Here is a 14,247-nt window from a genome sequence, read left to right as displayed (position 1 = left end):
GGTTCTTCATGCAGCCCCTGGGCAGGGACCAGATTGAAACCAGGTCCTCGATCGACCTCTTTGCCCTGCTGGACAGCCGTAGCCGCTCCTCTGGCGCACGTGTCTGCGGCCTCGTTCAGGTCGTGTCCGGAGTGGCCTTTAACCCACTCGAAACGAACCATGCGCCCCTGTAATGCCTCGTCCAGCGCTTTAACCAGCTCAAGATTGAGAACGGGCTTGCCGTCGGCCTTCTTCCATCCTTTGCGCTTCCAGCCAGGCATCCACTTCGTAACTGTATTAATGACGTATTGGCTATCGCAGAGGATCTTCAGGGGTTCGTCGGTGTGGGCAGTCGCGCGGAGAAGGTTAAGAACCGCTTTGAGCTCACCCTGATTATTTGTGCCGTTCTCCCAGCCGTCAGCGGCCCAATTGTTCCGATCGATATACCAAGCCCAACCCGCAGGTCCGGGATTGTTTAGAGCGGAACCGTCTGCAGCAGCAATAATCATGTTGTTTACCCTACAGCCGCGTCGGAGTGAACCTCGATGCCACCGGCGACAATTCCGTCGCTGACTTCGCGGATCTTGGCTTTGGCCTCGTCACTGGAAAGACCGACGAGTTTAGCTCCCGCGTTCTTCAAAGTGCCGATGTAAGCGGTATTGCTAAACTCGCCCTCTTTGGTCTGATAGATGACGTCGCTGACGGCACTCGAGTAGTCGCGGATGGCAGATGCGATGATGATGTCGCAAGCATCAGCATTCTCTGTGCATCCATCTACGCCGCTCCAGATCAACTTCGCGCCAGCAGCCTTAGCGGGCTCGATGGCGCCCTTATTAGAAACCTCGGCCACAGGCATGATGACGTCCGCGCCCTTACCGATAAGTTCGCTGGTGATCGTCTTAGCTGCGTCCGGGTTGTTGAATGGATCGCCGTCCGTGATGTAGCTACCCGACTTGGCCTGCTGATCCCACCCGACAACCTTGACATCGGCGGAATTCTTACCGTTGTAGTAGGAAACGCCTTGGACGAAACCATCCAGGTACATCGTCACGGAAGGGACGAATAGGCCTCCAAAAACGCCAACAGTGCCGGATTTAGTCTGGCTAGCCGCCAGGTATCCGGCGAGGAAACCCACTTCGTGAGTGTTGAAAACCATTGGTTTGAGATTTCCGAGCTGCTGATTTGGCGTGCCGCCAAGCAGCGCGAAGTTGACGTCGGGATTAGTCTTAGCTGCCGCTTCCAACGGGGTCGTCATGTCCTCGCCAACGCCAAAGATCAACTTGCAACCGGAGCTAACCATCTGTTGCAGGGCACGCGGGATGTCGTCGGCCTCAACCTCGTTTGTTTCAATCCCAAGGTCTTCTTGGCTCTTCGACAACCCCGCCTCAGCCTGCTTACCCACCGGCGTCGAGAAGCCGCCCTCAACAGAGACCATGCACGCCTTGAAGTTCTCCTGAACCTTGCCGGTCGACGGTGTCTCAGACGGCTGGCTAGTGGCCGGAGGCTGGGCGCAACCCGCAAGCCCAACGGCGCCTAGCAGAGTCAGGCCGAGCGCTATTTTGGGGAAAACTTTTCTAGACATGGCAACCTTCCTGTTTTCATCGGACCTTAAGAATCTTCTGACCTCGAAACATCTTCGGAATGCTGAAATGCAGCAAGGTCGTTACGCGATTTTGCATCAGAAATGACGACCTGTTCATTCGTCGAACCGGCGCTATCGCCTGCCACTATTCGCCTCATTCGCAGCCACGAGGCACGGCGACCGTCCATCTCGATGACGGTGAATTTAACCGGCACCTCGTTGCCTTCCTCTTCGCCTAACGGGCCAGAGGGTCGAAGACGAGAGAAGATTTCGTCGCCAAGCTCCGGAAGCCGTCCGATTTGGGCCATGAAATAGCCGGCGACCGTGTCGTAGGGGCCCTCCGGCAACACTAGATGAGCCCGCTCCTCAAAGTCCTCCAATGAGGTCAGCCCCTCCAGATCGTGCTGATCAAGGTGCTGGGCGTATTCGGCGTCCACGACGTCGTACTCATCAGTGATCTCTCCGATCAATTCCTCGATGAGATCCTCAATCGTCACCAGACCCGCGGTGCCGCCATACTCGTCAAGAACGATAGCTAAATGGGCGTTTTCCCGCTGCAGCGTGCGAAGCGCAACGAGAACCCTGACGGTGGCGGGCAAAGATTTAACCGGGCGAACCAGAGTCAGAATCGGATCTTTGAGTTGCTTCTCGTCGAGCTTCATCAAGTCGCGAACATGAAGGAAGCCGACCACCTGGTCGGGGGATCCAATAATTACCGGGTATCGGGAGTGCTCCCTATCGACTACAACGTCGATGATGTCCTCGGCTGATTCGTTGCCGTCTAGGAAATCAACCTCAGTTCTAGGCACCATGACCTCGCGCAGGCTGCGATCGCCCGCGTCGAAAACGTCGTCCACGATACGTCGTTCGTCGATGCCTAGCGACTCGGCACTCGCCACCATCGAGCGGAGCTCCTCCTCGCTCACCGATTCCTTACCGGCATTTGGGTCGCCGCCGAGAACTCGAACCATGACGTTAGTGCACTTACCGAGAAGCCAAATCAGCGGACGGCAGATGGTGGCGATGGCGTCGATTAACGGAGCGAGAGCAAGAGAGAACTGCTCTGTGTTCTGCAGAGCTAGACGCTTAGCAGTCAGCTCCGAAAGCACGATAGACAGGAATGAAATCATCGCTGTTACGGCGATGATAGCGATAGTGTTCGAGGCCGGGACTCCCATGGAATCGAGCCAGGGGCCGAGGTACTTGTTAGCGAGAGAGTCCGAACCGAACGCCGAACTCAAGAAGCCAGCGACAGTCACGCCGATCTGCACCGAAGACAAAAACCGATTCTGATCGCTCGTAAGCTTCTCGATCGCCTTGCCTCGTTTACCCTTATGCGAAAGCTTTCTGATTTGAGAATCACGTAGCGTAACCAGCGCCATCTCGGAGGCCGAAAAGATTCCGCCGATAAAGAAGAGCAAGAAGATGACGCCAATGGAAACCCACAAGTCACTCATTGCTATCACCGGCAAAACTGCCAGTTAGACGTGACGCCGGCCCGCAGCCGGCGCGAAAACTATGAGAGTCGCTACTTTCATTCACCTAACCAGGTTATCCGCTTGGACACGCGAACCCTAGTCACAAACGCGAAATGCCCTAGCAACAACGTGCAATAACTCATTTTTGTAGCGAAATGTCCTGCCCAATGATCCCCATCAGACTAACGTCAAGCGTTGACGCGCTACGCTTCTATATGTAAGCCCAAAGCCGGGTTTGGGGTCTAGCTACCCCTGGGTTTCCCTTAAGCAGGGAAAAACAATTGAAAGGATTTTGATGAACCAGACGCCATTAAAGGTTGCCGTTACTGGAGCCGCCGGACAGATCTGCTACAGCCTGCTATTCCGCATCGCTAGTGGTGCGCTTGCTGGCGATCGCCCCATCGAGCTAAGGCTCCTCGAGATCACCCCCGCTCTTCCTCGTCTTGAAGGCGTCGTCATGGAGCTGGACGACTGCGCGTTCGACAACGTCGTAAATATCGAGATCGGCGACGACCCACGCAAGGTATTCGACGGCGTTAACGCTGCAATGCTGGTTGGCTCTATGCCGCGTAAGGCCGGCATGGACCGCTCCGATCTGCTCAGCGCCAACGGCAAGATCTTCACCGGTCAGGGCAAGGCCCTGAACGACGTTGCCGCCGACGACGTTCACGTCCTGGTAACCGGCAACCCGGCAAACACCAACGCACTGATCGCCATGAACAACGCTCCTGACATCCCGAACCGTCAGTTCAGCGCTCTGACTCGCCTCGACCACAACCGCGCCAAGACTCAGCTGGCCAAGAAACTGGGCGTGCCTGTCTCCGAGGTCAAGAAGATGACCGTCTGGGGCAACCACTCCAACACCCAGTACCCCGACGTCTTCCACGCCGAGGTTGCCGGTGCACCGGTCGGTGACAAGATCGAGCAGTCCTGGCTCGAGAACGAGTTCATCCCGACCGTCTCTAAGCGCGGTGGCGCGATCATCGAGGCTCGTGGCGCGAGCTCCGCTGCATCTGCCGCACATGCAACCGTCGAATGCATGCACGACTGGCTGTTCGGCACCCCGGAGAACGACTGGGTTTCCATGTCCGTAGTTTCCGAGGGTCAGTACGGCATCCCCGAGGGCCTCATCTACTCGATGCCTGTGACCTGCTCGAATGGCGACTACAAGGTCATCGAGGGCCTGGAGATCAACGACTTCAGCCGCGCCAAGCTCGACGCTTCCGCCGCAGAGCTGGAGGAAGAACGCAAGACCGTTACCGAACTCGGCCTGATCTAAGAAAAAACTAAATAACAATTAGCGGGCAGGGGCATTCCCCTGCCCGCTTTTTTGCGACCGTAAAATGAGACAAAAGGCCGCGCTTTTTCCGAGATGTTAGATTCATCACTCGTGAAGGAAATCAAGGACAAATCGACGCGCGGTGCATTCAACAGCAGAACGGCGTTTATTCTCGCTGCAGTGGGTTCCGCAGTTGGACTCGGCAACATTTGGCGCTTTCCGTACGTGGCATACTCCAACGGCGGTGGCGCGTTCATCATTCCATACATTTTCGCGCTTCTCGCGGTCGGCATCCCGATGCTATTCCTAGACTTCGCAATCGGACACCGCTATCGCGCCTCGTCACCTCTGGCTTTCCGCAGACTGCACAAACTGACCGAGCCGATCGGCTGGTGGCACATGTGCATTTGCTTCATCATCGGCATTTACTACGCCGTGATTTTAGCCTGGTCTGCGATGTACTTCGTCTATTCGTTTACGAAGGCATGGGGAGAAGATCCCGGAACGTTCTTCACAGAACAGTTCACCCAGTCTGTGCCCGCGGAGCAGGCGCACATCGGGTTCCACTACATCAGCCAGATCTTCACGCCGATGCTGATCGTGTGGGTGGCTGTGATCGCGGTCTTGACGCTCGGCGTCCAAAAGGGCATCGCCGGCGTAAACAAAATCTTCATGCCGCTGCTGACCGTCATGTTCTTGATTATGGTCGGAGTTGCTCTCACCTTGCCGGGCGCGACCGACGGCATCAACGCGTTCTTCACTCCTAAGTGGGACGCGCTGCTCGACTCCGGCGTTTGGGCTGCCGCGTTCGGCCAGATTTTCTTCTCGCTATCGGTGGCGTTCGGTATTCAGCAGACCTACGCTTCTTACCTGCCAAAGAACTCCGACCTGACGGGCTCCGGTTTGGTGGTTGGCTTCGCTAACTCCTCGTTCGAATTACTTTCGGGCATCGGCGTTTTTGCTGTTCTGGGATTCATGGCTCAGGTTCAGGGCGTTGGCGTCGATGAGACAGCAAGCGCCGGCATCGGCCTGGCGTTCATCGCCTTCCCGACAATCATCAATCAGGCACCTGCAGGAACCTTGATCGGCATCTTGTTCTTCGGCTCACTGACATTCGCCGCGTTTACTTCGATGATCTCGATCATCGAAGCCCTGATCGCTTCCATTGAGGACAAGCTCGGCCTAAAGAGGGTTCCGAGCGTGTTGCTTGTAGGCGTTCCGATGGCCCTTACCTCGCTACTGCTGTTCCCCACCACCACGGGACTCAACCTGTTGGATGTGCTGGACAACTTCGTTAACAACTTCGGCATCGTAACCGTGGCTCTGATCTCGACCATCACGCTGACCGCTGCATTCGGCGCATTGCCCACCCTTCGCAACCACCTCAACCGCTCTAGCTCGTTCAAGCTCGGACGTGGCTGGCAGGTCCTGGTCGGCGGCGTGACGCCGGTTGTATTGGGCTACATCCTCATCAACGAGGTGCAGAAGGTCCTCACCGACGGCTACGGCGGCATGCCGAGCTGGTTCATCGACGTGTTCGGCTGGGGCATGACGGTGGCGTTGGTCATCGTGGCCTTCGTCCTGAGTTCTTTGCCTTGGAGCATGAGGTCCGCGGCGTCTAAGTTCGACACCGACGGAGACAAGCTGCCGCCACCCATCCTCGACAGGCTGGTCGACTCCGGACACCTGCAAGAGGTGTTGGACGACCCGACCATTGCGTCTGAAGAGCTCGAGGCCCTAGAGCGCTACCGCCGTAGCCAAATCGAAGGCCGAAAGGATATCTAAATGACTATTACAGCAATAGTGATGTTCGTGGTTTTCGCAGTCATCCTGTGGGGCGGCCTGACGCTCTCGCTGATCAACCTGCTGCGTCACCCCGAGGGTTCGGTGCAGCTGCTGGACGACAACGGGAACCCCGTCGAACGTCCAGCCCCTTAACCGACACCGGACCAACGCGTGCATGACGCCAGGCATCGGGGCTGTCATCGAGTAAGCCGGGTCCGCCGCCCGGTACGGGGTTGACCAAGGCCTCGCTGTATTCATCGATGAAGTCCTGTTCGGCCTTAGGCCTACGGACTGCTTAATGGCCTTGCCGTGGAGCAGCTTGACCGCTCCCTCGGGGTCCATGACGGCGATCTGTGCGCTGAGCCAGGCAAAGGCGACGTCGGCGCCCGTTTGAGCAACTGGCTCAATTTTTCAAGGCCTGTTTCGTGACCTTCGGTCATGAAATATAGCTTTGTATCTCAAATTCATTAGGGCAACTGCCGGCGCTCATTTGGCCGAAAATTTAAGCGTATTGACGCGCCACCGATTCGGCCTGCAACCCGTAGCCGCCGCCGAAGAGCTGGGCGTGGACGAGGAGCGGATGCAGCTGATGCAGACCGATCAGTTCCCGCCAACCGGAATCGAGCTTCGCTGCTTCGGCGTATGAAGACTTGATTACCTCCAGATGTGGGTAGCCAAATAGCTCGAGCAAGGCCAGGTCGGTGACCGGATGCCCGCCGTGCGCGGCGGAGTCAATCAACGTCAAGCCATCGGGCGTCGACAGCACGTTGCCGGCCCACATGTCGCCGTGGATTCTCGCCGGCTTTCGGTCGTCATCGAAATCCCCATTGCGTAGCTTCTCGCAGACTTTTTCGATAAGCCGCATGCAATTCTTTGAGATGGTGCCGAGCTCTAGAGAGTTTTTCGCGTATGGCATCAACCGAAGGTCCGCGAAGAAAGCTCCCCACTTGTCGTATTCGCCCAGCACCAGGCGGGAACGGCCAATCCACGCCAACTTAGAATCGTCCCAGCCGTCGGGGCCGCAACCGAAGCAGCGGGCGCCTGCAGCGTGGGTTTTAGCCAACGCCACGCCGAATTCCTCGCTTGCCTTTCGGGTCTGCGGAGCCGATTCGAGCATGGGTTCGACCAACTCACCATTATCGAAGCTGACGACGGGCACGACGTTGGCGCCATCGGCATCGGCGAGCCACTTCAGCCCAAGCGCCTCCCACCTTGCTTGATCTGCGCTGCTTCGCTTTGTGAAATTCATGCTTACATCCTTTCAGCTAGACCGCGCCGATTCGGCAGCGAAGTGGAAAACAGCGCGAAGACAAAAGTGGCCAGGCCCGAACCGGACCTGGCCACCTGTTTTCGATGCTTTAGGCGTTCAGCGATTCCTTCGCGGCCTTCACGACGTTGTCAACGGTGAAGCCGAACTCCTCGAACAGCTTGGCGCCCTTAGCGGAGGCACCGAAGTGCTCGATCGAGACGGAACGACCCTTGCAGCCGATGTACTTCTCCCAGCCGCGTGCAATGCCGGCCTCAACGCTAACGCGAGCGGCGACCTCAGGCGGCAGCACCTCGTTGCGGTAGCTCTCCGGCTGTTCGTCGAACCATTCCTGGCAAGGCATGGAGACGACGCGAGTCGGGGTGCCCTCCGCCTCAAGCTTCTCAGCAGCGTCGAGAGCCAACTCAACCTCGGAGCCGGTGGCAATCAGGATCAGCTTGGCGTTGGAGGAGGCTTCCTTCACGACGTAAGCGCCCTTCGCCGCACCTTCAGCGCTGGCGTACTCGTTGCGATCGATGGTGCGCAGGTCCTGACGGGACAGAATCAGACCGACGGGGCCGTCGGTGCGCTTAAGGGCCTCACGCCATGCGATGGCGGTCTCGTTAGCGTCGGCAGGACGAACGATAGACAGACCCGGGATCGCACGGTATGCGCACAGGTGCTCGATAGGCTGGTGAGTCGGGCCGTCTTCGCCGACGCCAATCGAGTCGTGCGTCCAGACGAAGATGGTCGGCAGGTTCATCAGCGAAGCCAGACGGACCGGTGGGCGCATGTAGTCGGCAAACACGAAGAAGGTGCCGCCGTACGCCTTGGTCAAGCCGGACAGGTTAATGCCGTTCAGGATGCCGCCCATGGCGTGCTCACGAATGCCGAAGTGCAGGGTGCGACCGAACGGGTTGCCCTGCCAGTCGTCGGTGACGCGGTCTTCCGGCAGGAAGCTCGGCTCACCCTTCATCGTGGTGTTGTTGGAGCCCGCGAGGTCAGCGGAGCCACCCCACAGCTCGGGCAGCTGGTCAGCAAACTTGTTGAGGACAACCTCGGATGCCTTACGGGTGGACATGGAGCCGGGCTCGAAGGTCGGCAGCTCAAGGTCGCTAGGCAGCTCGCCTGCGCGTACGCGGTCGAGCAGCTTCTTGCGATCGGGGTTGGCCTTCGCCCACTCGTCGAACTTGGCGTTCCATTCTTCGCGAGCCGCCTTACCGCGCTCCGCGAGGTTCTTGCGCGAGTACTCGACAACCTCGTCCTCGATTGCGAACGGCTCGTCCTTAAAGCCGAGAGCATCCTTGAGGCGGGTGATCTCTTCGTCGCCCAATGCGGAACCGTGAGTGGTGTGGCTACCCTGCATGGTGGGCAGCGGCCAGGCGATGATGGTCTTGAGGTGGATGAGGGTCGGCTTGTCGGTGACCTTCTTACCCTTCTCGATTGCATCGTAAAGGGCCGGAACGTCTTCCTTGTAATCCTTGCCGCCGCAAGTCCAGTCGACCTCGTGAACATCCCAACCGTACGCCTCGAAGCGCTTGGAGACGTCTTCAGTGAAGGCGATCTGAGTGTCGCCCTCGATGGAGATCCTGTTGTCATCGTAGATCAGGATCAGGTTGCCCAGACGCTGGGTGCCTGCGAGCGAAACGGCCTCGGCAGCGACACCTTCCTGGAGGCAGCCGTCGCCAGCGACAGCGTATACGTAGTGGTCAAAAACGCTCTCGCCCTTGTTCTCCGGGTCGTATAGACCGTGTTCACGACGTGCCGCCATTGCCATGCCGACCGCGTTGCTGATGCCAGCGCCGAGAGGACCGGTGGTGACCTCTACGAAATCGGTGTGGCCGTATTCTGGGTGACCAGGAGTCAGGGCGCCCCAGGTGCGCAGCGATTGGAGGTCTTCGAGCTCGAGGCCCAGGCCGCCAAGGAAGAGCTGGCTGTACTGGAGAATCGAGGCGTGACCCGCAGAAAGAATGAAACGGTCGCGACCAATCCACTTAGGATCCTTCGGGTCAGTCTTCATAACCTTCTGGTAAAGCAGGTAAGCAACCGGGGCTAGGGAGATGGCAGTTCCGGGGTGTCCGTTGCCGACCTTCTGCACTGAGTCGGCGGCTAGAATGCGGGCGGTGTCAACCGCACGCTCGTCCTGTTTTGTCCAGGTGAAATCGCTCACTTTAATTAATCCTCATTTCGATTGTGAAGATCCAACGGTGGATCAGCGATGAAATGCAATTGTACTAGACCATTGTACGTGTACTTGTAAGTGTGCTCGCTACAGTCCGAGCAAAAATATGATTGCACGATGTTGGCGCAATTTTCACACAGTTACTCCTGCGACCAGCGTAACCTTAAAGTCATGAGTTACCACGCTGACGCAACCCCGGATGAGACCCGGGAAGTTCTAACTTGGGAGCGTTTCGGAACCGCCAGCCGAGAGATGGCCCAGCAGATTGCCAATTCTGGCTTTGATGCCGAGGTGGTGCTGGCGATTGCCCGTGGCGGCATGATTCCGGCTGGCGCTTTGACGTATGCCCTGGGCAAGAAGCTGACGGATGCCATCAACGTTGAGTTTTACACTGACATTGCGAAGACATTGCCTGACCCAGTTTTGTTGGCGCCCATGTTAGATACCGATTCGATCGCCGGCAAGAGGGTTCTGGTGGTCGACGACGTGGTGGATTCTGGAAGAACTTTGGCCCTGGTCTTGAAGCTGCTGAAGGGGTTCGGGGCGGACGTGCGAAGCGCGGTGCTGTACGCGAAGCCGACAACGGTTACGGAACCCGACTACATCTGGCACCGCACCGACAAATGGATTGTTTTCCCGTGGTCAGCTCTGCCGCCGGTAACGGCAGCTGAGTGAACCGGGAACAAAAACACAGCCCGTGGTCAGCTCTGCCGCCGGTAACGGCAGCAGAGTGACACGATAGTTATCAGCCCTCTGTCCCCATAGCCTTCGATCAAAATCAAAAAAGTCCTTGGCCGTTTGGTCAAGGACTTTTGTTTTGCTTTAGATGAGGCTGAGCAGATTTTTGGCGGTTTGGCCGTCGCAGACCAGGTCGCTTACTGCCCCGCTGCGAAGCGCGCCGAGCAGGACTCGGGCACGGCTCGGATCTCCGACAACACACATGCGTCGCGGAATCCTGGCAAGTTGGTCGGGAGTCATGCCTGTGGCTCGCTCGTTTAAGTCGATGTTGTCGTAGCTGCCGTCCTCGCGGATCAGGATTGTGCAGACGTCTCCGACAGCTCCCTGGCGCTGGGCGCGCATGACTTCGCCAGCAGACAGATACCCAGAAGAATAGACGTGCGAAGGTACGCGTGCGGTTAGGGCGCCAACTCCGAACACCGCCAGGTCGAGCTGTTCGAGTTCTTCCAGGATCAACTTGACAGAGCGTTCCTGCCACATCAGTCGGCGGGTTTCGACGTGATCGAAGAAGGCGGGCACGGTGAACGGAACTACGGTTCCGTTGAATGCCTCAGCAAATGCCTGCAGGATGCTGCCGACATACGGCAAACCAGTATCTTTTGCGTGCGCGGAGCCATTCATCTGCACGACCTGGACGCCGGCCATGTGGCGGGGCGTCATCTGACGCGCCATGTGCGCGACGGTTACACCCCAAGCGATTCCCAGCCTTGCCCCGTCGAAAATGAGGGCGGAGAGGATCTGGCTGGCGTAGGAGGTCACCGATCGCAGCCTTGCCCCAATGGGGGCCTCATCGGGCACCTCAACAAGATGCACCTTTACGTTGAAGTGGGACGAGATCTTCGCGGCTAGCCGAGACTGCGAGGCGGGCGGCTCGACGAGAGAGATTCGCACCACCCCGTTTTCGCGGGCGCGCGAAAGCATCCTGGATACGGTAGATCTCGACACCCCCATGTCTCGGGCGATGGTTTCCATGGTTTCGCCTTCGACGTAGTAAGAATGCGCTGCCGTATACAGCTCGGTTAGCTGATCTGTCATAGTGCTTGCCTCCAACGCGCCACGTAAACGTAAGAGCAAAGTTACATCAAAAAAATTTTGTGCACAATTGTGCATTTTTTCAACTATTGCAACAATGCCGATAAAATCGTGGCGCGTTTGAGGTAAGCGACATCAGCCAATCTTGAATTCGGTGATTCCGTCTGCCTTTAGCATCTCCTGCTGGGCTTCGACCTCATCCTGCATCTCCTCCGCTTTCTTCTCGGCTGCGCAGTAGCGCTTGTAGTTTTCTAGCTCCTCGCGCTTTATCTCGTCAGACCAACCGAGTATGCCGGCCGCAATCTCGGCGATTTCTTCGGCGGCAGCCAAGCCGCGATCGCGACGCTCGTAGCACAGCCTCGTCCTCCTGCGCACCAGATCCTCGAGGTGCAGCGCGCCCTCGTATTTGATTCCAAAAGCTATTTCGGCGCGGAGATACTCAGGCGCTTCCTTCAGAGATTCGCGAAGGGTGGGTTCTTCGTTAATAAGCTCAAACAGGTAGCTAACGTCGCTGCCATAGCGGTCAAGAAGATCTTCCACATGTTCTACGCTCAGCTGATTCTCGCCAGCTATGGCCCGACGGTCCTCCCACATCTCTTCGTAGCCGGTGGCACCGCTCAGTGGAATATTCGTCGTCAGGCAAGGCAACTGCTTGGCTCGTTCTGCACCCAAGGCGAAGTCGACGACGTCTTCGGCCATCTTTCTGTAGCTGGTCAGCTTGCCACCGGCGATGACGCAAAGACCGGGAGCCGCCTCCGTAACGGTGTGCTCGCGGGACACCTTCGTCGATTTGGTCTTGTCGCCGTCGAGGGTGCCCGGCTGCAGCAACGGACGTAGCCCCGCGAAGGTGCCGATGATGTCGTCGACGGTTAGGGGCTTTGCAAGAACGGAGTTCGCGTGGTCGAGCAGGTATTGAATGTCTTCTTTATTTGCAACGGGCTCGCGCAGATCCTCATGATATTTGGTGTCGGTCGTCCCGATAATCCAGTATCGCTTCCAAGGAATGATGAACAGCACCGATTTCTCCGTCCGCAGGAACAATCCGACGGAAGAATCGATCTTGTCCTTTGGCACGACGATGTGGATGCCCTTTGAAGCCAGGACCTTCAAGCCACCGGTTGAGCCGGAAAGTTTCTGCGTCTCCTCAGTCCAGACTCCGGTTGAATTGATGACGCGCTTGGCGCGGATCTTGTATTCAGTGCCGTCTTCTACGTCTCGAACAAGCGCACCGACCACTCGCTCCCCTTCTTTGATCAATTCGACGACTTGCGCACGATTCGCGGCCAGAGCGCCGTAGCCCGCCGCGGTGCGCAGCAGGTTGACGACGAGCCTCGCATCGTCAACTCTTGCATCGTAATAAACGAGCGATCCGATGAGTGCCTTCTCCGACAGCGCGGGAGCCAGCTTCAGAGAGCCCTTTTTGGTGTGATGGCGCTGAATGGGCACAGAACCCTTGTGGGCGAATTGAGCGATGGCGTCGTAGAGCCCGACGCCGACAGCGGAATAGGCGCGCTCGATAACAGGCATCTTCAGCGGCCACAAGAACGGCTGCGCCTTGACCAGGTGAGGAGCCGTTTTAGTTAGGAGCAGTCCGCGTTCCCTAAGTGATTCCGCGACGAGCGCGAAGTTCAGTTGATACAGATACCGCAGGCCGCCGTGCACGAGCTTTGACGAACGTGATGACGTACCAGATGACCAGTCCTGAGCTTCAACGATGCCCACTCGAAGCCCACGAGAGGCAGCGTCTAGGGCGGTTCCAGCGCCAGTGACTCCGCCGCCGATAACCAAAATATCTAATTCTTCGGCTGCCATCTTCTGCAAAGATTCTTTTCGGGTTGCGACTGACAACTGTGTCTTTTGCATTGCTTCTCCATTCGTAGTTATGCAACACAATTATCACTTTATTAATTAGCTAACCCTAACCAATGCACAAGCGTGCAGTCTTCAAGCTTTTATTGAGCTATCCAAACCAAAATTCGAAATTAATGCCCCTCATTAAAACTCTCAATTGACCAATTCACGCGCGAAAATCCAGATAGTTGATTCATCTGAACCTCTTTTTTGAGTAATCAAAATTGCTAGTCAACTGTACAGACAACCCCTGACCCCATATCTTTTTGCTGGAATATTTCGAAGTGACAACGATCACGGCAAATGCTCGCCGCAGTCCATTTAGCTTTCGATAACCCACAGCTCGAGAAAGTAATTCTCATGGAGAAAATTGTTTTTGCCCACCGCGGTCTCAACACACTAGCGCCAGAAAATACTGAATCCGCCTTCAGGCTGGCCGCAGAAAAAGGCGTCAAGTGGTTCGAGACGGACGTCGACATCATCGGAGACGGAACCGCCATCATCTGCCACGACACCACTCTCGACCGCACCACTAACAAGTCGGGCGGATACTACGAACTGAGCGCCAAAGACCTACCCCAGATCGATGCGGGATCTTGGTTCGGTCAAGACTTCGTTGGCGAACCGCTCCTCACTTTGCACAAGCTCGTAGACATCATGAACGAGACAGGCTTGAACGGAAACATCGAGCTCAAATCGAACGAGAACGGCAAAGAGATGTCGTTGCAGATGCTCGACTCGGTCATCGCCGAGCTCGACCGTCTCAACCCGGAGCGCAAGGTAATCGTCTCCTGCTTCAACCACGTCCTGCTGGCTGAATTCAAGCGTCGTGCGCCTCAATATCCCGTCGGATGCCTCTACGAGACCTGCGCCCTCTACGACGACTGGCGCTCGATCCTCGAGCTCGTTGGTGCAGATTACATACACCCCGAAGACAAGGGCCTGACCCGCCAGAAGGTGCAAGAGTTCCGAGACGCAGGTTTCGGCGTCAACGTTTGGACGGTCAACTCCCTATCCCGCGCAAACGAACTCTTCAACTGGGGATGCACCGGCGTCTTCACCGACATCGCAGGCCAGATGGTCAAGAACTTTTAA

The 14,247-nt window shown here is 57.1% G+C and carries 11 protein-coding genes and 2 pseudogenes; 5 read left to right on the top strand and 8 right to left on the bottom strand.

Annotation, left to right across the window (positions count from 1 at the left end):
- Nucleotides 1-26 precede the first annotated feature (26 nt).
- The 3 genes and pseudogenes from HMPREF1255_RS10090 to HMPREF1255_RS08490 all read right to left on the bottom strand — a co-directional run.
- A pseudogene (locus HMPREF1255_RS10090) lies at nucleotides 27-488 on the bottom strand (ribonuclease H); the annotation flags it as partial.
- A gap of 5 nt (nucleotides 489-493) precedes the next feature.
- Nucleotides 494-1,561 (bottom strand): BMP family ABC transporter substrate-binding protein, encoded by a 1,068-nt coding sequence (locus HMPREF1255_RS08495; RefSeq protein ID WP_016456553.1) that lies wholly within the window; start codon nucleotides 1,559-1,561, stop codon nucleotides 494-496.
- A gap of 26 nt (nucleotides 1,562-1,587) precedes the next feature.
- On the bottom strand, nucleotides 1,588-3,018 hold the full coding sequence (locus HMPREF1255_RS08490) for a hemolysin family protein (protein WP_016456554.1): 1,431 nt from the start codon (nucleotides 3,016-3,018) through the stop codon (nucleotides 1,588-1,590).
- A 316-nt stretch (nucleotides 3,019-3,334) separates the two neighbouring features.
- On the opposite strand from HMPREF1255_RS08490, the gene HMPREF1255_RS08485 reads away from it, so the two are divergent.
- The 3 genes from HMPREF1255_RS08485 (at nucleotide 3,335) to HMPREF1255_RS09685 (ending at nucleotide 6,256) form a co-directional block, all read left to right on the top strand.
- Nucleotides 3,335-4,318, top strand: coding sequence for a malate dehydrogenase (locus tag HMPREF1255_RS08485; protein WP_016456555.1), 984 nt, complete (start codon nucleotides 3,335-3,337; stop codon nucleotides 4,316-4,318).
- A gap of 111 nt (nucleotides 4,319-4,429) precedes the next feature.
- Complete coding sequence (locus HMPREF1255_RS08480; RefSeq protein WP_196801469.1) at nucleotides 4,430-6,103, top strand: sodium-dependent transporter; 1,674 nt, start codon at nucleotides 4,430-4,432, stop codon at nucleotides 6,101-6,103.
- Nucleotides 6,104-6,256, top strand: a complete 153-nt coding sequence (locus HMPREF1255_RS09685) for a methionine/alanine import family NSS transporter small subunit (protein ID WP_016456557.1) — start codon at nucleotides 6,104-6,106, stop codon at nucleotides 6,254-6,256.
- Between the two features lie 63 nt (nucleotides 6,257-6,319).
- Here the strand turns inward: HMPREF1255_RS09685 and HMPREF1255_RS10215 are convergent.
- From HMPREF1255_RS10215 to tkt, 3 genes and pseudogenes are all read right to left on the bottom strand, one after another.
- Nucleotides 6,320-6,511: pseudogene (locus HMPREF1255_RS10215) on the bottom strand (carboxyl transferase domain-containing protein); the annotation flags it as partial.
- 94 nt (nucleotides 6,512-6,605) lie between these two features.
- A complete protein-coding gene (locus HMPREF1255_RS08475) occupies nucleotides 6,606-7,352 on the bottom strand; it encodes a fructosamine kinase family protein (RefSeq protein WP_016456558.1) in 747 nt (248 codons plus the stop codon).
- A 109-nt stretch (nucleotides 7,353-7,461) separates the two neighbouring features.
- Complete coding sequence (gene tkt / locus HMPREF1255_RS08470; RefSeq protein WP_024111498.1) at nucleotides 7,462-9,519, bottom strand: transketolase; 2,058 nt, start codon at nucleotides 9,517-9,519, stop codon at nucleotides 7,462-7,464.
- A gap of 183 nt (nucleotides 9,520-9,702) precedes the next feature.
- On the opposite strand from tkt, the gene HMPREF1255_RS08465 reads away from it, so the two are divergent.
- On the top strand, nucleotides 9,703-10,206 hold the full coding sequence (locus tag HMPREF1255_RS08465; RefSeq protein WP_024111569.1) for a phosphoribosyltransferase: 504 nt from the start codon (nucleotides 9,703-9,705) through the stop codon (nucleotides 10,204-10,206).
- A 147-nt stretch (nucleotides 10,207-10,353) separates the two neighbouring features.
- On the opposite strand, the gene HMPREF1255_RS08460 is transcribed toward HMPREF1255_RS08465, so the two are convergent.
- Together HMPREF1255_RS08460 and HMPREF1255_RS08455 are read right to left on the bottom strand one after the other, a co-directional pair.
- Entirely contained in the window at nucleotides 10,354-11,304 is a 951-nt protein-coding gene (locus tag HMPREF1255_RS08460) for a sugar-binding transcriptional regulator (protein WP_016456561.1), read from the bottom strand.
- 132 nt (nucleotides 11,305-11,436) lie between these two features.
- Nucleotides 11,437-13,164 (bottom strand): glycerol-3-phosphate dehydrogenase/oxidase, encoded by a 1,728-nt coding sequence (locus HMPREF1255_RS08455; protein ID WP_024111376.1) that lies wholly within the window; start codon nucleotides 13,162-13,164, stop codon nucleotides 11,437-11,439.
- A gap of 348 nt (nucleotides 13,165-13,512) precedes the next feature.
- Between HMPREF1255_RS08455 and HMPREF1255_RS08450 the strand changes: the two genes are divergently transcribed.
- Complete coding sequence (locus tag HMPREF1255_RS08450; protein WP_036917781.1) at nucleotides 13,513-14,247, top strand: glycerophosphoryl diester phosphodiesterase; 735 nt, start codon at nucleotides 13,513-13,515, stop codon at nucleotides 14,245-14,247.

The organism is Propionimicrobium sp. BV2F7, from assembly GCF_000510445.1.
Lineage (GTDB): Bacteria > Actinomycetota > Actinomycetes > Propionibacteriales > Propionibacteriaceae > Propionimicrobium > Propionimicrobium lymphophilum.
The sequence above is the reverse complement of the archived record's forward strand: the minus strand, read 5'-3'. Positions and strand labels throughout refer to the sequence as shown.

What these genes read in the sequence shown, in the direction of transcription:
- HMPREF1255_RS08490 (WP_016456554.1), bottom strand. Translation starts at nt 3,018, where the DNA reads ATGAGTGACTTGTGGGTTTCCATTGGCGTCATCTTCTTGCTCTTCTTT.
- HMPREF1255_RS08465 (WP_024111569.1), top strand. Translation starts at nt 9,703, where the DNA reads ATGAGTTACCACGCTGACGCAACCCCGGATGAGACCCGGGAAGTTCTA.
- HMPREF1255_RS08450 (WP_036917781.1), top strand. Translation starts at nt 13,513, where the DNA reads ATGGAGAAAATTGTTTTTGCCCACCGCGGTCTCAACACACTAGCGCCA.
- HMPREF1255_RS08475 (WP_016456558.1), bottom strand. Translation starts at nt 7,352, where the DNA reads ATGAATTTCACAAAGCGAAGCAGCGCAGATCAAGCAAGGTGGGAGGCG.
- HMPREF1255_RS08455 (WP_024111376.1), bottom strand. Translation starts at nt 13,164, where the DNA reads ATGCAAAAGACACAGTTGTCAGTCGCAACCCGAAAAGAATCTTTGCAG.
- HMPREF1255_RS08460 (WP_016456561.1), bottom strand. Translation starts at nt 11,304, where the DNA reads ATGACAGATCAGCTAACCGAGCTGTATACGGCAGCGCATTCTTACTAC.
- HMPREF1255_RS09685 (WP_016456557.1), top strand. Translation starts at nt 6,104, where the DNA reads ATGACTATTACAGCAATAGTGATGTTCGTGGTTTTCGCAGTCATCCTG.
- HMPREF1255_RS08485 (WP_016456555.1), top strand. Translation starts at nt 3,335, where the DNA reads ATGAACCAGACGCCATTAAAGGTTGCCGTTACTGGAGCCGCCGGACAG.
- HMPREF1255_RS08495 (WP_016456553.1), bottom strand. Translation starts at nt 1,561, where the DNA reads ATGTCTAGAAAAGTTTTCCCCAAAATAGCGCTCGGCCTGACTCTGCTA.